Source organism: Agrobacterium radiobacter, assembly GCF_040801995.1.
GTDB classification, from domain to species: Bacteria; Pseudomonadota; Alphaproteobacteria; order Rhizobiales; family Rhizobiaceae; genus Agrobacterium; species Agrobacterium radiobacter.
In genome coordinates, this window is sequence record NZ_JBEGHX010000001.1 from 941,838 (window position 1) to 963,984 (window position 22,147).

Sequence of the window (22,147 nt, forward strand, 5' to 3'; positions counted from 1 at the left end):
CTCCGTCTGTCACTGGATGGTTACATCGTCATCGACTGGCGATGGCGGATATCCGGTTCAGCGCCGCAACCTGGCGGTCGGCATTGTTGTCCATCGGGTTTTCGTCGCGGTCCGAGGCGGGCACGACGACATTGGCCGAATTGACGTGGATGACGGTCCGGTTGCGCCCGGCCTTCTTGGCAGCATAGAGCGCACGGTCGGCTTCCGTCATCATGGTGTTGAGGTCGGCATCGCTGATCATGGCTTCGGCGATGCCGACGCTGGTGGTCACCTCGATGCTTTCACCACGCGAACTGATCTTCGACAGGCGCAGATTGCTGCGGATGGCTTCCGCAAGCGTCGCTGTGCTGGAAGGGCTTTCGACTTCGGCGACCAGCGCGAATTCCTCGCCTCCCATTCTGACGAAAAGGCCGCGATCGCCGATCACACGCTGGGCGATATTGCAGAAATGCACGAGGACCGCATCCCCGGACTGATGGCCGTATCTGTCGTTGATCTTCTTGAAATGGTCGATGTCGAACAGCACCAGCGCCACGTAACGGCTGGAGGCCGGCGACCTTTTCTTGATGCGCTCGAACTCCTCCAGCAGACCGCGACGGTTGAGAACGCCGGTCAGATGATCGGTCATGGCGAGCCGGTGAAGACGAATCTCCGTGTCTTCCATGATGATCTTGGCGCTGATCATGATGATGGCCGTGAAACCGAGCATGCCGGAAATGGAGAGCGCCGATGTCATGGGAATGGCATTGGGGATTGCGGCATTGGCCGGGATGACGATGGATGCGACGATCGCTCCGGCAAAAGCCTGCAGGATCAGGATCGTGGCCAGGACCTTCCGGCTGCGTGATGCGCACGCCCTGCTGGCAAGAAGAACGGCGGCGAGCATGAAATAGCCTGTGGCCGCGCTGGCATGATAAAGCAGGATGCGGGCGACCATGTCTTCGCGCACGGGCGGCACGAACATTCCGGCGATCCACAGCAGGGCCGGAATAGCAACCCAGCCGCCGAGTTTGCGCTGCTCGAAGCAGAGCAGGCCAGCCAGCCAGAAACCAAAGGCGGAAAGCGCCAACGTATTGCCGACCTGAATGGACAGAAAACTGGAAATATCGCCGCGAAACGCCACCATGACAGTGCCGATGCCTGTGGTGAGGAAACCTGCGGCGAAATAGAGATTATGCCGGCGGGAAGGGCGGTGCAGCCACAGCGTTCCCAAAAGCACGGCAAGGGTGAACGTTTCCGCCGCCCACAGTAGCGTGCTCGTCTTTGCATCCAGCATTGCAAAATCCTATCTGCGCCATCATGCGGTAAAAGCGGGCCATCTCGCACAAGGTGCGTTATGCCCGCTGGAATTGTTGAGCTGCCATTTCGCCCGGATGGGCCCATTCCCCAACGGGAACCGGAAATTCGCTGGCCAGTATCAGCAGCAAATACTAACGAGTTCTTGCCGGTGAGAAGTTATATCTGTGCATGGCGGGCGATTTTTGCCCCCGTCGCGCGCCATAGTAAAAAATTGGTGGCGGTGAGGGAAAGACGCCCGGCCGGCCCCGCCCGGTTCGAAACCCTTGCCAAGCCGGGCCCCGGCGGCCTGCAAACGCTGTTGAGCCGTTAAGGATATGCGGCTTCGTGTCTTGAAGTACGGGGCAGGGACACTCTATGTAGGGAGTATGAAGGTTAGAAGTGATTCCGGAGCGGTTTTCCGCGAAGGGCAGAGTTTGACAAAGGACGGACATGAAAAATCCAGTTGATACCGCCATGGCTCTGGTGCCGATGGTCGTTGAGCAGACCAATCGCGGCGAACGCTCCTACGACATATTTTCCCGTCTTCTCAAGGAACGCATCATTTTCCTTACCGGCCCGGTGGAAGACCAGATGGCGTCGCTCGTCTGCGCGCAGCTGCTTTTCCTCGAGGCTGAAAACCCGAAGAAGGAAATCGCGCTCTACATCAATTCGCCGGGTGGCGTCGTGACCGCCGGCATGGCGATCTACGATACGATGCAGTTCATCCGCCCTGCGGTTTCCACGCTCTGCGTCGGTCAGGCCGCGTCCATGGGCTCACTGCTTCTGGCTGCCGGTGAAAAGGGAATGCGTTTCGCCACCCCGAACGCCCGCATCATGGTTCACCAGCCGTCCGGCGGTTTCCAGGGCCAGGCATCGGATATCGAGCGCCACGCCCGCGACATCATCAAGATGAAGCGTCGCCTGAATGAAGTCTACGTGAAGCATACTGGCCGCACGCTCGAAGAGGTTGAAAAAACCCTTGATCGCGACCATTTCATGGATGCAGACGAGGCGAAGGAATGGGGCGTGATCGACAAGATCCTGACCTCGCGCCAGGAAATCGAAGGCGCCGCCGCGAATTGAGGCGCGCCGCTTTTTGACGTTTGTTTGAACCCGCAAAAGTAATTTCGGGGCTTTCAACCGCAACAGAAAGCGATATTAGTATATATAAGGGCTATGTTGAATTTTTATGACGTGGCCTTTGGTTTGATGGGGAATTCGTTGCAGCCGGTTGTCAGCTCATGTATCTGATACCGGTTAGTACCCCGGGAAACGAGGCGGATACGGCGATGCACCCCAAGGGCTGCCGTATCGGCGGGCGGTAAGTTGACCGCGATCCGTTTGGCGGACCTGCGGCGTGCTGGAAGGAAAGAGATATGAGCAAAGTCAGCGGCAGCAACGGCGGCGACTCTAAGAATACACTCTATTGTTCATTCTGCGGCAAGAGCCAGCACGAAGTCCGGAAACTCATTGCCGGACCGACGGTATTCATCTGCGATGAATGCGTCGAATTGTGCATGGACATCATCCGTGAAGAGAACAAGACGTCGATGGTGAAGTCGCGCGAGGGTGTTCCCACCCCGCAGGACATCATCAAGATTCTCGACGAATATGTCATCGGCCAGAAGCAGGCGAAGAAAATCCTGTCGGTGGCCGTTCACAACCACTACAAGCGCCTCGCGCACGCCTCCAAGAACGGCGATGTCGAGCTTGCGAAGTCGAACATCATGCTCGTCGGTCCGACGGGTTGCGGCAAGACCTATCTTGCCCAGACGCTCGCCCGCATCATCGACGTTCCCTTCACCATGGCGGACGCAACGACGCTGACCGAAGCCGGTTATGTCGGCGAGGACGTGGAAAACATCATCCTGAAGCTGTTGCAGTCTGCGGATTACAACGTCGAACGCGCCCAGCGCGGCATCGTCTATATCGACGAAGTCGACAAGATTTCCCGCAAGTCTGACAACCCGTCCATCACGCGCGACGTGTCGGGCGAGGGCGTTCAGCAGGCGCTTCTGAAGATCATGGAAGGCACGGTCGCTTCCGTTCCGCCGCAGGGCGGCCGCAAGCATCCGCAGCAGGAATTCCTGCAGGTGGATACGACCAACATCCTGTTCATCTGCGGCGGCGCGTTTGCCGGCCTCGACAAGATCATCTCGGCCCGTGGTGAAAAGACCTCGATCGGCTTTGGTGCGACCGTCAAGGCGGAAGACGATCGCCGCGTTGGCGAGGTTCTGCGCGAACTGGAGCCCGAAGACCTGGTGAAGTTCGGCCTCATCCCGGAATTCATCGGCCGTCTGCCGGTTCTGGCGACGCTGGAGGACCTCGACGAGGATGCGCTGATCCAGATCCTGTCCGAGCCGAAGAACGCGCTGGTCAAGCAGTATCAGCGTCTGTTCGAGATGGAAGACGTGGAACTGACCTTCCACGAGGACGCTCTGCGCGAAATCGCCCGCAAGGCGATCACCCGCAAGACCGGCGCCCGCGGCCTGCGCTCGATCATGGAGAAGATCCTGCTGGATACCATGTTCGAACTGCCGACGCTGGAAGGCGTACGCGAAGTGGTCATTTCCAACGACGTCGTCAGCGGCGTCGCCCGTCCGCTCTACATCTATGCGGATCGTCAGGAAGAAAAGACCAACGTTTCGGCCTGATCGACCGGTCCGGTACTTTGATGAAATCAAAAGGCCCGCATCCCGTGCGGGCCTTTTCTGTTGTGGCCGGGTGTGAAACTTGCGCCTAACTTGGCGAAGCCCGATTTTGCGTTTGGAGCGGATTGCGCTTTGCTGATAAAGTCTTACAACTGATTTGCAGCGCGATATGACGGAAATGTGAATTCCCGTCGGCGACCCGGTTCCTGACCTTCAAGGATAACCGGAAATGTCGGGAGTACTAGCCGGCGCTGGGTTTTGTTGAATTTCACGGTCTTGCCGCTCAGCGGGATCGTCTGTTCCGGCGACTTGAAATCGGTGTTTCGAAACTCCATTTTCAGTCTCGAGAAATGAATGTGCCGGATGCCCCAAGCTGTCCGGCAAAGTGTCCCGAAAGGGACCATGAAAGGAAATGATATGACGAACATCACGTCTGCGGCATCTGGTGGTACCTATCCGGTACTTCCCCTGCGCGACATTGTCGTTTTCCCGCATATGATCGTTCCCCTGTTCGTCGGGCGGGAAAAATCCATTCGTGCGCTCGAGGAAGTCATGGGTTCGGACAAGCAGATCATGCTTGTCACCCAGATCAACGCCAGCGATGACGATCCGGCTCCCGAAGCCATCCACAAGGTCGGCACGGTCGCAAATGTCCTGCAGCTTCTGAAGCTTCCCGACGGCACCGTGAAGGTGCTGGTGGAAGGCAAGGGCCGCGCCCAGATCGACAGCTACACCGGCCGTGAAGACTTCTATGAAGCCACTGCGACGCCGTTGCAGGAGCCTGCCGAAGATCCGGTCGAGATCGAGGCGCTGTCGCGTTCGGTCGTTTCGGAATTCGAGAGCTATGTGAAGCTCAACAAGAAGATTTCGCCCGAGGTTGTCGGTGCTGCCGGCCAGATCGACGATTATTCGAAGCTGGCCGACACGGTTGCTTCGCACCTGTCGATCAAGATCACCGAAAAGCAGGAAATGCTGGAAACCGTCAGCGTGAAGCAGCGGCTTGAAAAAGCGCTCGGCTTCATGGAAGGCGAAATTTCCGTGCTTCAGGTCGAGAAGCGTATCCGCTCGCGCGTCAAGCGCCAGATGGAGAAGACGCAGCGCGAATATTATCTGAACGAACAGATGAAGGCGATCCAGAAGGAACTCGGCGACGGCGAGGACGGCCGTGACGAGATGGCCGAACTGGAAGAGCGCATCGCCAAGACCAAGCTTTCCAAGGAGGCCAAGGAAAAGGCCGAAGCGGAAATGAAGAAGCTTCGCCAGATGAGCCCGATGTCCGCGGAAGCGACCGTCGTGCGCAACTATCTGGACTGGCTGCTCGGTCTGCCCTGGGGCAAGAAGTCGAAGATCAAGACCGACCTCAACGCCGCAGAGAAAATCCTCGATCAGGATCATTTCGGTCTCGACAAGGTCAAGGAACGCATCGTCGAATATCTGGCCGTGCAGGCGCGCGCGTCGAAGATTCGCGGTCCCATCCTGTGCCTCGTCGGCCCTCCCGGCGTCGGCAAGACCTCGCTCGCCAAGTCGATCGCCAAGGCGACCGGCCGCGAATATGTGCGCATGGCGCTTGGCGGCGTGCGTGACGAGGCGGAAATCCGCGGTCACCGCCGTACCTATATCGGCTCCATGCCTGGCAAGATCGTCCAGTCGATGAAGAAGGCCAAGAAGTCCAATCCGCTCTTCCTGCTCGACGAGATCGACAAGATGGGCATGGATTTCCGTGGCGATCCGTCTTCCGCACTGCTGGAGGTTCTCGATCCGGAACAGAACTCCACCTTCATGGACCACTACCTTGAAGTGGAATATGACCTGTCCGACGTGATGTTCGTGACCACGGCCAACACGCTGAACATTCCGGGTCCCCTGATGGACCGTATGGAAGTGATCCGCATCGCCGGCTACACCGAAGACGAAAAGCGCGAAATCGCCAAGCGTCACCTGTTGCCGAAGGCGATCAAGGAACATGCCCTGCGTCCGGAAGAGTTCTCGGTCAGCGATGACGCTCTGATGATCGTGATCCAGCAGTACACCCGCGAGGCGGGCGTGCGCAGCTTCGAGCGCGAGCTGATGAAGCTGGCGCGCAAGGCCGTCACCGAGATCATCAAGGGCAAGGTCAAGTCCGTGGAAGTCACCGCTGCCAATGTTCCGGATTATCTGGGCGTTCCGCGGTTCCGCCACGGCGAGGCCGAGCGCGAGGATCAGGTTGGCGTCGTCACGGGTCTGGCCTGGACGGAAGTCGGCGGTGAGCTGCTCACCATCGAAGGCGTGATGATGCCGGGCAAGGGCCGCATGACGGTCACCGGCAACCTCAAGGAAGTGATGAAGGAATCCATTTCGGCAGCGGCATCTTACGTCCGCTCGCGCGCCGTGGATTTCGGCATCGAACCGCCGCGCTTCGACAAGAGCGACATCCACGTCCACGTTCCGGAAGGCGCAACCCCGAAGGACGGACCGTCCGCCGGTGTTGCCATGGCAACCGCCATCGTCTCCATCATGACCGGCATTCCGGTCTCCAAGGATGTGGCGATGACGGGCGAGATCACGCTTCGTGGTCGCGTGCTGCCGATCGGCGGCCTGAAGGAAAAGCTGCTTGCGGCCCTTCGCGGCGGCATCAAGAAGGTGCTGATCCCGGAAGAAAACGCCAAGGATCTGGCGGAGATTCCAGATAATGTGAAGAACGAGATGGAGATCATCCCGGTATCGCGCATGGGCGAGGTTATCAGGCACGCCCTTCTGCGCCAGCCGGAGCCCATCGAGTGGGACGGCAGCATCGAGACGCCTGTTATCGCTACGGTCGAAGGCGTCGACGACGGCAGCCAGACCATCGCACATTGATACATGCTTCGTCGCGAGGGGCGGGAATCGCCTTTCGCGACGGGTGCTGCATAGATTCAATATGTTAGGTGTCGGAAGGCGCATTCTGCGCTCAACTCCGGGCAAGTGATGCGAATTTGGCACGAATATGTGGAAGGCCGGCAGAAATGTCGGCCTTTTTTGTGAAAAAAATCGCAGACCCCTTGTTTTTCAGGCGATTCCAGCGCTTTTGGGTTGCTGCGCGCGGATGCAAACGTATTCTGCGCCGGCTTAATTTGAGTCGTTTCAAACCATTGAAAGGGGTGGAAACATGAACAAGAACGAGCTCGTCTCTGCTGTTGCCGAAAAGGCTGGTCTCACGAAGGCAGATGCTGCTTCCGCTGTTGATGCCGTATTCGAAACCGTACAGAGCGAACTGAAGAACGGTGGCGACATTCGCCTCGCTGGCTTCGGCAGCTTCTCCGTTAGCCGCCGTGAAGCCTCCAAGGGCCGTAACCCTTCTACGGGTGCTGAAGTCGATATCCCGGCTCGCAACGTACCGAAGTTTTCCGCAGGCAAGGGCCTGAAGGACGCCGTCAACTCGTAAGGTTTCCGGAAAGCCGCAACGCCCGGCGGCGGGCGGGCGGCTTTTCAGGTTCACGAGGAAACATGTTTTGACGCGCTGACGCCATCATGCCGGCTCAAAACCGGGCGGTTTTTCGAAATGCTTTTCGGATAGCCCGGTTCTCAATCCGGCAGGATGTAAACGAAAGTAGGGAGCGCGCCTGTGCAGCCTCCATCCGGTCACACGGTGCTCCGATACGCGGAATGTGCGCAGAAACAAGAAAGCCCGGTCTCCATGGCCGGGCTTTTTGATTCCCGACAGGAAATGTCATGCCACTGTCATGTCTTTGACGCAGAAGCCATGGGGTATTTCTGGACCCAAGGGGGATTAAAATGGCGTTCCGATTTTCTCAAATGGCCTTGACTGCTGCTCTGCTCACGTCCGTGGCCTTGCCGGCCGCTGCCGAGCCGGTTTTCAACCGCATCGCGTCTTTCCCGGTGGCGAAAAACCTTCCCGCGGACAAGGACGCCAAGTCCGTCACCTCGGCTGAAATCATCACCGCCAGTGAAGACGGCAAGACGCTGATCTATTCGGACAGCCCGCTTGGCGGCATCGGTTTCATCGACATCACCGACGCGAAGGCCCCCAAGGCCGGCGGCGCATTGCTGCTGGAAGGCGAGCCGACCTCTGTTGCCGTTGCTGGCCTCAAGGTTCTGGCCGGCGTCAATACGTCGGAAAACCGCGCCAACCCGTCCGGCAAGCTGGTGACGGTCGATATTGCCACGAAGAAGATCGAGGCAAGCTGTGATCTCGGCGGCCAGCCCGATTCCGTCGCCGTTTCCCCTGATAAAACCTTTGCCGCCATCGCGATCGAAAACGAGCGTGATGAAGATGTGAACGAAGGCGCACTGCCGCAGATGCCCGCCGGCTATCTGGTAACGGTCGGCCTGAAGGACGGCGTGGCCGACTGCGCGACGCTGAAGAAGATTGACGTTACCGGTCTCGCCGAAATTTCCCCTGAGGATCCGGAGCCGGAATTCGTCTCGATCAACGCCAATGGCGAGATCGCTCTGACGCTGCAGGAAAACAACCATATCGTCATCATCGATGGCAAGACCGGCGCGGTGAAGACGCATTTCTCCGCCGGCAAGGTTGATCTGGAAGGCGTCGACACGAAGACCGACGGTCAGCTGAAATTCACCGACAAGCAGGAAGGCCGCAAGCGCGAGCCGGACGCTGTAAAGTGGCTGGACAATGACCGTATCGTCATCGCCAATGAAGGCGACTGGCAGGGCGGTTCGCGCGGCTTCACCATTTTCGACAAGACCGGCAAGCTTGTTTATGAAGCCGGTGCTTCGCTCGAGCGCGCGGTTGCCGCCATCGGCCACTATCCAGAAAAGCGCTCCAAGGCCAAGGGCATTGAGCCCGAGGGTCTGGAAGCGGCAACCTTTGATGGCCAGAAGTATTTCTTCGTGCTTGCCGAGCGCGCTTCGGTGGTCGCCGTCTACAAGGATACCGGTGCGGAGCCGCAGCTGACGCAGCTCCTGCCTTCGGGCGTCTCGCCGGAAGGCGCCGTCGCCATTCCGTCGCGCAATCTCCTTGCCACGGCCAATGAGGTCGATCTGATCGAAGACGGCGGTGTCCGCTCGCATGTCATGCTTTATGAGCGCACTGAAGGCCAGCCTGCCTATCCGCAGCTCGTTTCCGCCACCGTCGACGGGGCGCCGATCGGCTGGGGCGCTCTTTCCGGCCTGGTCGGCGATGCCGAGAAGCCCGGCATTCTCTATGCCGTTTCCGACTCGGTCTACGGCAACCAGCCGTCAATCTTCACCATCGACGCCACGAAGAAGCCTGCCACCATCACCAGCGCGCTGCGCGTCAAGCGTGACGGCATTGCTGCTCAGAAGCTCGACATCGAAGGCATCACGCTTGATGGCAAGGGCGGTTTCTGGCTGGCCTCTGAAGGCGACAGCGCCAAGCTTGTTCCGCACGCACTCTATAACGTCAACGCCAAGGGCGAAATCAAGGCCGAGATCGCTCTGCCGAAGGAACTCCTTTCCGGCGATACCCGCTTCGGTTTCGAAGGCGTGACCATGATCGGCAAGGGCGACGACGCCACGCTGTGGATGGCTGTGCAACGCGAGTGGGGCACGGATGAGAAGGGCTTCGTCAAGCTCGTCTCCTACAATCCGAAGTCCAAGGAGTGGGGCGCCGTGCGTTATCCGCTCGACAAGACCGAGGCAGGCTGGATTGGCCTTTCCGAAATCACCGCGCAGGGCGACTATGTCTATATCGTCGAGCGCGACAACCAGATCGGCGACAAGGCCAAGATCAAGAAGCTCTACCGCGTTGCGATCGCGGACCTGAAGCCGGGCAAGATCGGCGGCGAACTGCCGCTGGTGGCCAAGCAGGAAGCCCATGACTTCCTGCCCGACCTCAAGGCCCAGACCAACGGCTACGTCGTTGACAAGCTGGAAGGCTTCACCTTCGACAAGGCTGGAACGGCCTATGCCGTGACCGACAATGACGGCGTGGACGATTCTTCCGGCGAGACGCTGTTCTTCACCGTCAACATGAAGGCGATCAACTGATCGAGCCGAAAGGCGCTGTAAATGAGAAAAGCCGGGCTATGCCCGGCTTTTTCGTGCGGCGAGGGCCCCCCCGGGCCGGGTTCCCCGATTTTGCGCGATTCCTGGCGATGGCTAGCTATTGAAATCAGCATTGCCGCTTGGATATCGGATTGTGGAGGATTTCGTCCGGAGACCGTCCGGGAAAATACTGCGGGTCGACCGTAACGGATCACCGCCCCATGGAATTTTTGCTTTTGGGAGTATCTTGTTTTTCTGAGTCCTGCTGGACCCAGCGGAAAAAAATATAAACAGGCAGCGCAATAAGCGCGAGTGTTACAAACGCGTCGATCGACATGGTTTCATCCATCAGTTCAACCGTTCATCATGAAACGGTGCGCAAACAATGCCCGAAATCTCTTTAAAAAGTCTGAATCCGCTTATTTTTCGGTATGTTACGCGGTGGCACAGGGATTCGGTGAAGCTGTCGGAATCCGAAACGGACGTATCGATTTGGAATAGATGAGGGCTGGAAAACGATTCCGGTGGTTCCGGGCTCGGATTGATACGCCCAGCGACGAGATGCGGGGCAGGGCCGGCTGATTCCAGATGCGGAAAATGCAGGACAAAAGACCGCGCCAGCTGAAGAACATTCAGCTCATAACATGTGAATTTGAGAAGTTTGGAAAATGGTGGGCGATGAGAGACTCGAACTCCCGACATCCTCGGTGTAAACGAGGCGCTCTACCAACTGAGCTAATCGCCCTTCGCGTCCTGCGGATCATGTCCGCCGCGTCGGTGGCCGTGATGTATTCGGATCGGAAAAAAACCGCAAGGGCTTTTGTGAAGTTTTTTTGTTTTTTTTCGGAGCGGCTTTTCCCTCCGCCGAAGGGGAGGGGCAAAAAGCCGGGAACTGTGGGCTTTTTGGTGAAATCAGAAACCAATGACGCCTTGATGGCCTGGGGGAAATGCCCCTGGGGAAGTCGCTGGCTGTGGACAAGTTTTTTGTTTTCGTTGGGAAAAGCCCGCAAAACAAGGCGTTTGCCGGAACGCTTATCAATGGCCTTCAGGTTTTTCCCGATCAAAATGAAAAAGCTTATTCTTTTGTCGTGAAACCTGCTTGACACCCCCGCACGAACGCCGTAGTTAGCCGCTCAACGAACAGCCGAGGCTGGTTCGTACGGCGGGACAAGGTCCTGTCCGTCAGGATAAGCGGGTGTAGCTCAGTTGGTTAGAGTGCCGGCCTGTCACGCCGGAGGTCGCGGGTTCGAGCCCCGTCACTCGCGCCATCCTGTTCCTCGGAAAAAACGCAGATGAATGTCTGTGGAGCGCGGGTGTAGCTCAGTCGGTTAGAGTGCCGGCCTGTCACGCCGGAGGTCGCGGGTTCGAGCCCCGTCACTCGCGCCATTTCTTTCTCTTGAAATGTCTCCTCAAAACCGGATCGACGCGCTGTTTGCACGCCTCGTTTTTTGACGATTCCGATGCTTGATTCCGGCCGTTTCAAACGCGATTTTTCCTGCTTTTTTTAGTCAAGTTTCGATATCGGGATATCGTCACTTCACCGCCGTTTCGACGTAAAATTCGTGTGACTTTTTTGCGGTTGCGTCGTTCAATCGATTATTATTGTATTTGAGGGGCTTAGGTCGGAATTGTGGCCCAAATTTGCGTCAATTCCGGCAATATTGTTGCCAATCAATGCGGCAGGTGTCTTGAAATGGTGCCTAAACTCTTGCAGAGAGGGCGCGGCTGCGCTAACCACTTTGGCGTTGCAACATATTTGTCCGCTCTTTGAGACTTAAGGTCACAAAGGCAGGTCCGGCACCCGGCCGGACAGGGAAGAGACCATGACTGAACTCCTCAGTTCCTACATTCCGATCGCAATCTTCATCGGTATCGCTCTCGTCATCGGCCTGGCGCTTCTCATTGCGCCCTTTGCGGTCGCCTACAAGGCGCCGGACCCGGAAAAGCTCTCCGCTTTCGAGTGCGGTTTCAACGCCTTCGACGATGCCCGCATGAAGTTCGATATCCGCTTTTATCTGGTGTCGATTCTGTTCATCATCTTCGATCTGGAAGTCGCCTTCCTGTTCCCCTGGGCGGTGTCTTTCGGCGAGATGGGCTGGTTCGGTTTCTGGTCGATGATGGTGTTCCTTCTCGTCCTCACCATCGGCTTTATCTATGAGTGGAAGAAGGGAGCGCTGGAATGGGCATGAGCCAGAACAACACCACGCTCGTTGCGCCGCAGCCGAAGGGGATCATCGACCCCTCGACCGGCAAGCCGGTTGGCAGCAACGACGCCTACTTCACTGACATCAACGACGAGCTGGCCGACAAGGGCTTTCTCGTTACCTCGACCGACGAGCTGATCACCTGGGCGCGTACCGGCTCCCTGATGTGGATGCAGTTCGGTCTTGCCTGCTGCGCCGTTGAAGGCCTGATGCAGGCTTCCGGCCCGCGTTACGACATGGAGCGCTTCGGTGTCGCCCCGCGCGCCTCACCGCGCCAGTCGGACGTCATGATCGTCGCCGGCACGCTGACCAACAAGATGGCGCCCGCTCTGCGCAAGGTCTATGACCAGATGCCTGAGCCCCGTTACGTCATCTCCATGGGCTCCTGCGCCAATGGCGGCGGCTATTACCACTATTCCTACGCTGTTGTGCGCGGTTGCGACCGCGTCGTGCCGGTGGATATCTACGTTCCGGGCTGTCCCCCCACGGCGGAGGCGCTGCTTTACGGCGTACTTCTGCTGCAGAAGAAGATCCGGCGTACCGGTACGATCGAGCGCTAAGGGCAAAGGACGGATTAAGTAATGAGCGAAGCTCTCAACGATCTTGCTGCTTACGTTAAGGAAGCGCGCGGTTCCCTCGTGGTGTCGGCTGATATCGCCTATGGCGAACTGACGCTGAACACGACGCCTGAAAGCGTGATCGCGCTTTTGACCTTCCTGCGTGACGATGTGCAGTGCGGTTTCGTCAACATCATCGATATCTGCGGTGTCGACTGGCCGCAGCGCGAGAAGCGTTTCGATGTCGTCTATCACCTGCTGTCGCCGCGTCAGAACCTGCGCGTGCGCGTCAAGCTGCAGGTGGCGGAAGACGAGGGCGTGCCGTCTTCGACCCCCGTTTTTATGGGCGCCGAATGGTTCGAGCGCGAAGCCTGGGACATGTATGGCATCCCGTTCGAAGGCCATAAGGACCTTCGCCGTATTCTCACCGACTACGGTTTCGAAGGCCACCCGCTGCGCAAGGATTTTCCGGTTACCGGCTTTGTGGAAGTACGTTACGATGACGTGCTGAAACGGGTTCTTTATGAACCGGTCGAACTGAAGCAGGAATTCCGCAATTTCGATTTCCTCTCTCCTTGGGAGGGGACTGAATATGTTCTCCCGGGTGACGAAAAGGCCAAGCAATGAGCGAAGCCCCTGCGACAGAGCGTGCCCAATGTCTTTGCGGTGCCGTCGGCCTCAAGGCCGCGATCGGGGCCCGCGAATTCGGCGTCTGCCATTGCTCCATGTGCCGCCGCTGGTCCGGCGGTGCGTTTCTGGCTGTCGAATGCGCTGATATCTCCGTCGAAAACGAAGAGAACCTCGGCGTCTATTCCTCGTCGGAGTGGGGTGAGCGCTGCTTCTGCAAGAATTGCGGCAGCACGCTGATGTGGCGTTCCAAGGATGGCAAGCATTTTGCCGTCTCGCTGCAGGCTTTCGAAAACCCTTCCAACTTCAAGTTCGCGTCGCAGATTTTCACAGATGAAAAGCCTTCGAGCTATTCTTTCGCCGAAACCACGCAGAACATGACCGGCCCCGAATTCATCGCCATGATCACCTCGGCGGAGCACTAGAATGACTGAGCATAACGTCCGCAATTTCACGATCAACTTCGGTCCGGAACATCCGTCCGCGCACGGCGTGCTGCGTCTGGTTCTGGAACTGGACGGCGAAATCGTCGAGCGCGTCGATCCGCATATCGGTCTTCTGCACCGCGGTACCGAAAAGCTGATCGAGACCAAGACCTATCTGCAGGCCGTTCCCTATTTCGACCGTCTCGACTACGTCGCGCCGATGAACCAGGAACACGCTTTTGCGCTCGCCGTCGAAAAGCTGCTGGGCCTCGAAATCCCGATGCGCGGCCAGCTGATCCGCGTGCTTTATTCTGAAATCGGCCGCATCCTGTCGCACATCATGAACGTGACGACGCAGGCAATGGACGTCGGCGCGATGACGCCGCCGGTCTGGGGCTTCGAAGAGCGCGAAAAGCTGATGGTGTTCTATGAGCGCGCCTGCGGCGCCCGCATGCACTCGGCCTATGTCCGTCCGGGCGGTGTTCATCAGGACCTGCCGCCGGAACTGGTCGATGATATCGGCAAGTGGTGCGATCCGTTCCTGACCGTGCTCGACAATATCGAAGGTCTGTTGACCGACAACCGCATCTACAAGCAGCGTAACGTCGATATCGGCGTGGTCTCGCTTGAAGACGCCTTCGCCTGGGGTTTCACGGGCGTGATGGTGCGCGGTTCGGGCGCTGCCTGGGATCTGCGCCGCGCGCAGCCCTACGAGTGCTATTCCGATCTGGAATTCGACATCCCCGTCGGCAAGAACGGCGACTGCTATGACCGTTACCTGATCCGCATGCAGGAAATGCGCGAATCGGTGAAGATCATGAAGCAGTGCGTCGATCTTCTGTCCGGAAGGCATCGCATCGGCCCGGTCTCCTCGCTTGACGGCAAGGTGGTTCCGCCGAAGCGTGGCGAGATGAAGCGTTCGATGGAAGCGCTGATCCACCACTTCAAGCTCTACACCGAAGGTTATCACGTACCGGCCGGCGAAGTTTACGCCGCTGTCGAAGCGCCGAAGGGCGAATTCGGCGTCTACGTGGTCGCTGATGGTTCCAACAAGCCCTACCGCTGCAAGATCCGCGCTCCGGGCTACGCACACCTGCAGGCCATGGATTTCCTGTGCAAGGGCCATCAGCTTGCTGACGTTACAGCCGTGCTCGGCTCACTCGACATCGTGTTCGGGGAGGTCGACCGCTGATGCGTCTGCCGCTGGCTATACCGGCTTTTCTCGCTGCGATGTCGGCACCCGTTCTCGCCCAGACGGCGACGAGCGAGCCTGAGGTATCGCTGTCGAGCGGCGGCTCTTCGACCATCAAGCAGCTTCTGTCATCGGGATACGAGATCAAGGCCTCGGTTCCCAATGGCAGCAAGTTCATCGTGTTCATGCAGAAAGACAAGGCGGCTTACGCCTGCGAATTCGTCACGGTGGCGAGATCGCGTTGTGAGACGTTAAACTGAAAAGGCGTGAGGAAGTATGTCCGTTCGTCGACTAGCCGAAGATCAGTTCCAGCCCATGGCATTTGCCTTCAATGCGGAAAATACCGCATGGGCGGAAAAGACGATTCTGAAATATCCCGAGGGACGCCAGCAATCGGCGGTCATCCCGCTGCTCATGCGTGCGCAGGAGCAGGACGGCTGGGTTACCCGCGCCGCCATCGAGAAAATCGCCGACATGCTGGATATGGCCTATATCCGCGTCATGGAAGTGGCGACCTTCTATACGCAGTTCCAGCTGAAGCCGGTTGGCACGCGCGCCCACGTTCAGGTCTGCGGCACCACGCCCTGCATGCTGCGCGGCTCGGAAGCGCTGATGGACGTCTGCCGCAAGAAGATCCATCACGATCCGCTGCATACCAATGAGAGCGGCACGCTCTCCTGGGAAGAAGTGGAATGTCAGGGCGCCTGTGTCAACGCGCCGATGGTCATCATCTTCAAGGATGCCTATGAGGACCTGACGCCCGAGCGTCTGGAAGAGATCATCGACACGTTCGAGGCAGGCAAGGGCGACACGGTCAAGACCGGCCCGCAGATCGACCGTCACGAGTCGGTCCCGGTCGGTGGTCTGACGACCCTGACGGAAGAGATCAAGCCGGATCGTTCCAATCTCGACAAGCCTGCCGAAGTCGTGGCTGATGCCGCACCGGTTCCGCCGGCCAATGCCGCCAAGCCGAAGACGGACGCGCCGGAAACCGATCCGAAGCTGAAGACGCCGGCGACCGCGCCGAAGGCTGCCGAAGCCAACGTCAAGGCCGCCGAAAAGGAAGCTTCGGGATCTGCGAAGCCGTCACTCGATTCCAAGGATCGTCCGGCCGGCATCGAAAAGCCCGCAACGCCCGACGACCTGAAGCTGATTTCCGGCGTCGGTCCGAAGATCGAAGGCACGCTGCATGAGCTCGGCATCTTCACCTACGCGCAGATTGCCGGCTGGAAAAAGGCCGAATGCGACTGGGTGGATGGTTATCTGAATTTCAAGGGCCGCATCGAACGCGATGAGTGGATCAAGCAGGCCGAGGCGCTCGCCAAGGGTGGCGAAGCCGAGTATATCAAGGTCTTCGGCAAGAAGCCGCGGTAAAGGGTGAAGCATGTTAAAAGATCAGGATCGCATCTTTACCAATCTCTACGGCCTCAAGGACAAGTCCCTGAAGGGCGTGATGGCGCGCGGCCATTGGGATGGCACCAAACAGATCATCGAAAAGGGTCGTGACTGGATCATCAACGAGATGAAGGCTTCCGGCCTTCGCGGTCGCGGCGGCGCAGGCTTCCCGACGGGTCTCAAGTGGTCCTTCATGCCCAAGGAAAGCGACGGCCGTCCGCATTATCTCGTGGTCAACGCCGACGAATCCGAGCCCGGCACCTGCAAGGACCGCGAAATCCTGCGCAACGATCCGCATACGCTGATCGAAGGCTGCGTTATCGCCGGTTTCGCCATGGGTGCGCACACCGCCTATATCTACGTGCGCGGCGAATATATGCGCGAACGTGAGGCGCTTCAGGCCGCCATCGACGAATGTTACGATGCAGGCCTGCTCGGCAAGAACAACAAGAACGGCTGGGATTTCGACATCTACGTCCATCACGGCGCAGGTGCCTATATCTGCGGCGAAGAGACGGCACTGCTTGAAAGCCTCGAGGGCAAGAAGGGCCAGCCGCGCCTGAAGCCGCCGTTCCCGGCCAATATGGGTCTTTACGGTTGCCCGACGACCGTCAACAACGTCGAATCCATCGCCGTTGCTCCGACCATTCTGCGCCGAGGTGCGGCATGGTTCTCGTCTATCGGCCGTCCGAACAATGTCGGCACCAAGCTGTTCATGGTCTCCGGCCATGTCGAGCGTCCATGCACCTTCGAAGATGCGCTGGGCCTGTCCTTCCGTGAACTGATCGAACACCATTGCGGTGGCATTCGCGGCGGCTGGGACAATCTGCTTGGCGTCATCCCCGGCGGCGCATCCTGCCCCATCGTGCGCGGTGAGGACATGAAGGACGCCATCATGGACTTCGACGGCATGCGCGAAGTGAAGTCGTCCTTCGGCACCGGCGGCATGATCGTCATGGACAAGTCCACCGACGTCATCAAGGCGATCGCCCGCATCGCGGCGTTCTTCAAGCATGAAAGCTGCGGCCAGTGCACGCCGTGCCGTGAAGGCACCGGCTGGATGTGGCGCGTGCTGGAACGCATGGTGAAGGGCAACGCGCAGAAGCGCGAAATCGACATGCTGTTCGAAGTGACGAAGCAGATTGAAGGCCACACCATCTGTGCGCTCGGCGACGCCGCCGCATGGCCGGTACAGGCGCTGATCCGCAATTTCCGTCCGGAAATCGAAAAGCGCATCGACCAATATACCTACAGGGCCATGGATGATGGCGCTGTTCTGGAAGCTGCCGAATAAGTTTTGGCGGCTTGCATGCGGCGCGGGGATGATCCCGGCGCCGGAACACCATGAAGCGCCTGGCCGACGAGATTAAGTGTCGGGCGCGATTAAGGATTTGTTGCGGACCGTGTGAGAGACACGGGACGAACAGGCAACAGGACGTAAGTAGAACCATGGCAAAGCTCAAGGTTGACGGTAAAGAGATCGAGGTTCCGGATCATTTCACGCTGTTGCAGGCGTGTGAGGAGGCTGGTGCTGAAGTTCCGCGCTTTTGTTTTCATGAGCGCTTGTCGGTCGCGGGTAACTGCCGCATGTGTCTCATCGAGGTGAAGGGCGGACCGCCCAAGCCCGCCGCATCCTGCGCCATGGGCGTTCGCGACGTTCGCGGCGGCCCGAACGGCGAGTTGCCGGAAGTTTTCACCAACACGCCGATGGTCAAGAAGGCCCGCGAAGGCGTGATGGAATTCCTGCTCATCAACCACCCGCTCGATTGCCCGATCTGCGACCAGGGCGGCGAATGCGACCTGCAGGACCAGGCCATGGCCTTCGGTATCGCCGGCTCGCGTTATGCGGAAAACAAGCGTGCGGTTGAAGACAAGTACATTGGCCCGCTCGTCAAGACGGTGATGAACCGCTGCATCCACTGCACGCGTTGCGTCCGGTTCACCACGGAAGTTGCCGGCATTGCCGAACTCGGCCTCATCGGCCGCGGCGAAGATGCCGAGATCACCACCTATCTCGAACAGGCCATGACCTCCGAGCTTCAGGGCAACGTGGTCGACCTTTGCCCTGTCGGCGCGCTCACCTCCAAGCCTTTCGCCTTCACCGCCCGTCCGTGGGAACTGAACAAGACCGAAACCATCGACGTGATGGACGCGCTCGGTTCGGCGATCCGCGTCGATACCCGTGGCCGCGAAGTCATGCGCGTCATGCCGCGCGTCAACGAGGCGATCAACGAAGAGTGGATCTCCGACAAGAGCCGCTTCATCTGGGATGGTCTGAAGACCCAGCGTCTCGACCGCCCTTACGTTCGTAAGGATGGCCGTCTGCAGCCTGCAAGCTGGGGCGAAGCCTTCGGCGCGATCAAGACCGCAGTTGCTGCGACATCCGGCAGCAAGATCGGTGCGATTGCCGGTGATCTGGCCTCCGTCGAAGAAATGTTCGCGCTGAAGTCGCTGCTGGCGTCGCTCGGTTCGGCCAATGTCGATTGCCGCCAGGATGGTGCAGCGCTCGATCCTTCGCTCGGCCGCGCCAGCTATCTGTTCAATTCCACCATTGAAGGTATCGAACAGGCCGATGCGCTGCTGATCGTTGGTTCCAACCCGCGTTACGAAGCGGCCGTGCTCAACGCCCGCATTCGCAAGCGCTGGCGTCGCGGCGGTTTCCCGATCGGCGTGATCGGCGAAGCCGGTGAGCTGCGCTACAATTATGAATATCTCGGCTCGGGCGCGGAAACGCTTTCCGATCTGGCCAACGGTTCGCACAGCTTCATCGAAAAGCTGAAGTCTGCCAAGAACCCACTGATCATCATCGGCCAGGGCGCTCTGGCGCGCGCCGATGGTGCAGCCGTTTTGGCTGCTGCTGCAAAGCTTGCCGTTTCGGTTGGCGCCATCAGCGAAGAATGGAACGGCTTCTCGGTGCTTCACACCGCCGCTGCCCGCGTCGGTGGTCTCGATATCGGCTTCGTGCCGGGCGAGGGCGGTGTTGCTGCTGCCGAAATGGTAACGTCCATGGACGTTCTCTTCCTGCTCGGCGCCGATGAAATCGACCTGTCGAACAAGGGCGCCAAGTTCACCGTCTATATCGGTAGCCATGGTGACCATGGCGCGATGCACGCCGACGTCATCCTTCCGGGTGCGGCCTATACCGAAAAATCCGGTATCTGGGTCAACACCGAAGGCCGCGTTCAGGTGGGCAACCGCGCCGGTTTCGCACCGGGCGAGGCCCGCGAAGATTGGGCGATCCTGCGTGCGCTTTCCGACGTGCTCGGCAAGAAGCTGCCGTTCGATTCGCTCTCGGCGCTGCGTGGCCAGCTTTATGTTGCTCATCCGCATCTGGCAGAAACCGACGAGATCGTTGCCGGCAACGGTAAGGATATCGAGGCTCTCGCCGCTCATGCGGGTAGCCTCAACAAGTCGGCGTTTGCCTCGACCGTAAAAGACTTTTATTTGACGAACCCGATTGCGCGCGCATCCGCCGTCATGGCCGAGTGTTCCGCATTGGCCCGCAACAATTTCCAGGCTGCGGCAGAGTAAGGGTAGGGGATTTATGGAACAGTTTTTCTGGAGCTACGTCTGGCCCGCGCTGATCATGGTCGGCCAGTCCCTGCTGCTTCTCGTTTGCCTTCTGGTGGCCATCGCCTTCCTGCTGCTCGCTGACCGTAAGGTCTGGGCAGCCGTGCAGCTGCGCCGTGGTCCGAACGTCGTTGGTCCTTTCGGTCTCTTCCAGTCCTTCGCCGACCTTTTGAAGTTCATCCTCAAGGAGCCCGTCATCCCGGCCGGTGCCAACAAGGCCGTCTTCCTTCTGGCGCCGCTGGTCGCCGTGACGCTGGCGCTTGCCACCTATGCCGTCATTCCGTTCAATGAAGGCTGGGTCGTCGCCAATATCAATGTCGGCATCCTCTACATCTTCGCGATTTCCTCGCTTGAAGTGTACGGCATCATCATGGGCGGTTGGGCTTCCAACTCGAAGTATCCGTTCCTCGGCGCGCTTCGTTCCGCCGCGCAGATGGTGTCCTATGAAGTGTCGATCGGCCTCGTCATCGTCACCGTGCTGCTCTGCGTCGGTTCGCTGAACCTGACGGATATCGTGCTTGCCCAGAAGACCGGCCTCGGCACGATGCTCGGCCTGCCGGCCTCGTTCCTTGACTGGCACTGGCTGTCGCTGTTCCCGATGTTCATCGTGTTCTTCATCTCGGGCCTTGCCGAAACCAACCGTCCGCCCTTCGACCTTCCGGAAGCGGAATCGGAACTGGTTGCCGGTCACATGGTCGAATATGGCTCCACGCCTTACATGATGTTCATGCTCGGCGAATATGCTGCGATCGTCCTGATCTGCTGCCTGACGACGATCCTGTTCATGGGCGGCTGGCTGCCGATCGTGGATGTGTGGTTCCTGAACTGGGTTCCGGGCATTGTCTGGTTCGCGCTCAAGGGCTGCATGGTCTTCTTCATGATCGCGCTGACCAAGGCTTTCGTTCCGCGTTATCGTTATGACCAGCTCATGCGCCTCGGCTGGAAGGTGTTCCTGCCGCTGTCGCTCGCCATGGTCGTTATTGTTGCATTCGTATTGAAGCTGACGGGGTGGGCCGGTTGATGTCCGTACGCCTCGCTCAGAAATCTGGAGTTTGAGATGGCAAGCCTTTCCCAAGCCGTCAATTCACTGTTCCTCAAGGAGTTCGTCGGTGCGATCTTCCTGACGATGCGCCACTTCTTCAAACAGAAGGCGACGGTGAACTATCCCTTTGAAAAGGGCCCGGTGTCTCCGCGCTTCCGCGGCGAACATGCGCTGCGCCGTTATCCCAACGGTGAGGAACGCTGCATCGCCTGCAAGCTGTGTGAAGCTATCTGTCCTGCTCAGGCGATCACCATCGAAGCCGGCCCGCGCCGCAACGACGGCACCCGCCGCACGGTGCGTTACGACATCGACATGGTGAAGTGCATCTATTGCGGCTTCTGCCAGGAAGCCTGCCCGGTCGACGCCATCGTCGAAGGCCCGAACTTCGAATTCGCGACGGAAACCCGCGAGGAGCTTTATTTCGACAAGCAGAAGCTTCTCGACAATGGCGACCGCTGGGAGCGTGAAATCGCACGCAACCTCGCACTGGATGCGCCTTACCGTTAAGGCGCAACCGTCTTTCCGGGGGAGCCTCCGGAAAGCGATGAAAAGTAAAATGCCTGCGCGGTTTTCGCCGGCGGGGACGAAACGGGTGAGGGGGCTTTCGGCCATCTTCTCCCGATGAGGACAAGAAGGCACCAAGATGGGTCTGCACGCTGTATTCTTTTATATATTCGCTTTCGTCGCCGTGGCGTCTGCGTTCATGGTCATTGCATCGAAGAACCCTGTTCATTCGGTGCTGTTTCTGATTTTGACCTTCTTCAACGCAGCCGCGCTGTTCCTGCTGACGGGAGCCGAGTTCCTCGGCATGATCCTGCTGGTGGTTTATGTCGGCGCTGTCGCGGTGCTCTTCCTCTTCGTCGTCATGATGCTGGATGTGGATTTTGCGGAGCTGCGCTCCGGCGTGCTGCAATACGCCCCGATCGGCGCGCTGATCGGCGTCATCCTCGCGGCGGAGCTGATCGTCGTTGTCGGCGGCAGCGTGCTCAACCCGCAGGCGGCGAAATCGATCACCATGCCGATCCCGCCGGTGACCGAGCGCACCAATACGGCCGCGCTGGGTGATGTGCTCTATACCAATTACATCTACTTCTTCCAGCTCGCCGGTCTCGTGCTGCTGGTGGCCATGATCGGCGCCATCGTGCTGACGCTGCGTCATCGCACTGACATCAAGCGGCAGGATGTATCCACGCAGGTCGGCCGTGACCCGAAGACCGCCGTCACCACGGTCAAGGTCAAGCCGGGTCAGGGCATCTGAAG

20 protein-coding genes and 3 tRNA genes are annotated in these 22,147 nt (G+C 58.9%); 20 read left to right on the plus strand and 3 right to left on the minus strand.

The window, feature by feature from the left end; all coding sequences use genetic code 11:
• Positions 1–28: 28 nt before the first annotated feature.
• Positions 29–1,276, minus strand: a complete 1,248-nt coding sequence (locus tag MRBLRC7O_RS04810; protein WP_367727366.1) for a GGDEF domain-containing protein — start codon at positions 1,274–1,276, stop codon at positions 29–31.
• A 452-nt stretch (positions 1,277–1,728) separates the two neighbouring features.
• On the opposite strand from MRBLRC7O_RS04810, the gene clpP reads away from it, so the two are divergent.
• The 5 genes from clpP to MRBLRC7O_RS04835 all read left to right on the plus strand — a co-directional run bounded on the left by clpP (position 1,729) and on the right by MRBLRC7O_RS04835 (position 9,878).
• Entirely contained in the window at positions 1,729–2,361 is a 633-nt protein-coding gene (gene clpP, locus MRBLRC7O_RS04815; protein WP_003502355.1) for an ATP-dependent Clp endopeptidase proteolytic subunit ClpP, read from the plus strand.
• Between the two features lie 293 nt (positions 2,362–2,654).
• Positions 2,655–3,932 (plus strand): ATP-dependent Clp protease ATP-binding subunit ClpX, encoded by a 1,278-nt coding sequence (clpX, locus tag MRBLRC7O_RS04820; RefSeq protein ID WP_003496489.1) that lies wholly within the window; start codon positions 2,655–2,657, stop codon positions 3,930–3,932.
• Positions 3,933–4,346: 414 nt separating this feature from the next.
• Positions 4,347–6,764: an endopeptidase La gene (lon, locus tag MRBLRC7O_RS04825; RefSeq protein ID WP_080866091.1), complete on the plus strand. Its 2,418-nt coding sequence runs from the start codon at positions 4,347–4,349 to the stop codon at positions 6,762–6,764.
• Between the two features lie 289 nt (positions 6,765–7,053).
• A complete protein-coding gene (gene hupB / locus MRBLRC7O_RS04830; protein WP_003502360.1) occupies positions 7,054–7,329 on the plus strand; it encodes a DNA-binding protein HupB in 276 nt (91 codons plus the stop codon).
• A gap of 350 nt (positions 7,330–7,679) precedes the next feature.
• Positions 7,680–9,878, plus strand: a complete 2,199-nt coding sequence (locus tag MRBLRC7O_RS04835; RefSeq protein WP_050816407.1) for an esterase-like activity of phytase family protein — start codon at positions 7,680–7,682, stop codon at positions 9,876–9,878.
• A gap of 208 nt (positions 9,879–10,086) precedes the next feature.
• Here the strand turns inward: MRBLRC7O_RS04835 and MRBLRC7O_RS04840 are convergent, their stop codons facing one another.
• Together MRBLRC7O_RS04840 and MRBLRC7O_RS04845 are read right to left on the minus strand one after the other, a co-directional pair.
• Positions 10,087–10,224, minus strand: a complete 138-nt coding sequence (locus MRBLRC7O_RS04840; RefSeq protein WP_003502364.1) for a hypothetical protein — start codon at positions 10,222–10,224, stop codon at positions 10,087–10,089.
• 320 nt (positions 10,225–10,544) lie between these two features.
• Positions 10,545–10,620: transfer RNA gene (locus MRBLRC7O_RS04845), tRNA-Val, on the minus strand.
• 41 nt (positions 10,621–10,661) lie between these two features.
• On the opposite strand from MRBLRC7O_RS04845, the gene MRBLRC7O_RS04850 reads away from it, so the two are divergent.
• From MRBLRC7O_RS04850 to MRBLRC7O_RS04920, 15 genes are all read left to right on the plus strand, one after another.
• Positions 10,662–10,967 carry a hypothetical protein gene (locus tag MRBLRC7O_RS04850; RefSeq protein WP_162690812.1) on the plus strand — a complete coding sequence of 102 codons (306 nt, stop codon included), beginning with the start codon at positions 10,662–10,664 and terminating at the stop codon, positions 10,965–10,967.
• Positions 10,968–11,066: 99 nt separating this feature from the next.
• A tRNA-Asp gene (locus MRBLRC7O_RS04855) sits at positions 11,067–11,143 on the plus strand.
• 41 nt (positions 11,144–11,184) lie between these two features.
• Positions 11,185–11,261: transfer RNA gene (locus MRBLRC7O_RS04860), tRNA-Asp, on the plus strand.
• 437 nt (positions 11,262–11,698) lie between these two features.
• Entirely contained in the window at positions 11,699–12,064 is a 366-nt protein-coding gene (locus MRBLRC7O_RS04865; protein WP_003496469.1) for an NADH-quinone oxidoreductase subunit A, read from the plus strand.
• Positions 12,055–12,639, plus strand: a complete 585-nt coding sequence (locus MRBLRC7O_RS04870; RefSeq protein WP_003502368.1) for a NuoB/complex I 20 kDa subunit family protein — start codon at positions 12,055–12,057, stop codon at positions 12,637–12,639. Before MRBLRC7O_RS04865 ends, MRBLRC7O_RS04870 begins: the two co-directional genes overlap by 10 nt.
• A gap of 21 nt (positions 12,640–12,660) precedes the next feature.
• A complete protein-coding gene (locus MRBLRC7O_RS04875; RefSeq protein ID WP_003502370.1) occupies positions 12,661–13,263 on the plus strand; it encodes an NADH-quinone oxidoreductase subunit C in 603 nt (200 codons plus the stop codon).
• The gene (locus MRBLRC7O_RS04880; protein ID WP_003502373.1) at positions 13,260–13,688 is read left to right on the plus strand and encodes a GFA family protein; all 429 of its coding nucleotides are present in this window, start codon (positions 13,260–13,262) and stop codon (positions 13,686–13,688) included. The genes MRBLRC7O_RS04875 and MRBLRC7O_RS04880 overlap by 4 nt, the downstream gene beginning before the upstream one ends.
• 1 nt (position 13,689) lies before the next feature.
• Positions 13,690–14,880 (plus strand): NADH-quinone oxidoreductase subunit D, encoded by a 1,191-nt coding sequence (locus MRBLRC7O_RS04885; RefSeq protein ID WP_003502374.1) that lies wholly within the window; start codon positions 13,690–13,692, stop codon positions 14,878–14,880.
• A complete protein-coding gene (locus MRBLRC7O_RS04890) occupies positions 14,880–15,140 on the plus strand; it encodes a hypothetical protein (protein WP_003502376.1) in 261 nt (86 codons plus the stop codon). Before MRBLRC7O_RS04885 ends, MRBLRC7O_RS04890 begins: the two co-directional genes overlap by 1 nt.
• A gap of 16 nt (positions 15,141–15,156) precedes the next feature.
• Positions 15,157–16,254: an NADH-quinone oxidoreductase subunit E gene (locus tag MRBLRC7O_RS04895; RefSeq protein WP_035212386.1), complete on the plus strand. Its 1,098-nt coding sequence runs from the start codon at positions 15,157–15,159 to the stop codon at positions 16,252–16,254.
• Between the two features lie 10 nt (positions 16,255–16,264).
• The gene (gene nuoF, locus MRBLRC7O_RS04900) at positions 16,265–17,569 is read left to right on the plus strand and encodes an NADH-quinone oxidoreductase subunit NuoF (protein ID WP_003502381.1); all 1,305 of its coding nucleotides are present in this window, start codon (positions 16,265–16,267) and stop codon (positions 17,567–17,569) included.
• A 155-nt stretch (positions 17,570–17,724) separates the two neighbouring features.
• Positions 17,725–19,806 carry an NADH-quinone oxidoreductase subunit NuoG gene (nuoG, locus tag MRBLRC7O_RS04905; protein WP_003502383.1) on the plus strand — a complete coding sequence of 694 codons (2,082 nt, stop codon included), beginning with the start codon at positions 17,725–17,727 and terminating at the stop codon, positions 19,804–19,806.
• A 13-nt stretch (positions 19,807–19,819) separates the two neighbouring features.
• Entirely contained in the window at positions 19,820–20,866 is a 1,047-nt protein-coding gene (nuoH, locus tag MRBLRC7O_RS04910; protein WP_003496451.1) for an NADH-quinone oxidoreductase subunit NuoH, read from the plus strand.
• Between the two features lie 36 nt (positions 20,867–20,902).
• A complete protein-coding gene (gene nuoI, locus MRBLRC7O_RS04915) occupies positions 20,903–21,394 on the plus strand; it encodes an NADH-quinone oxidoreductase subunit NuoI (protein ID WP_003502385.1) in 492 nt (163 codons plus the stop codon).
• A gap of 136 nt (positions 21,395–21,530) precedes the next feature.
• Positions 21,531–22,145 (plus strand): NADH-quinone oxidoreductase subunit J, encoded by a 615-nt coding sequence (locus MRBLRC7O_RS04920; RefSeq protein WP_003502387.1) that lies wholly within the window; start codon positions 21,531–21,533, stop codon positions 22,143–22,145.
• Positions 22,146–22,147 lie beyond the last annotated feature (2 nt).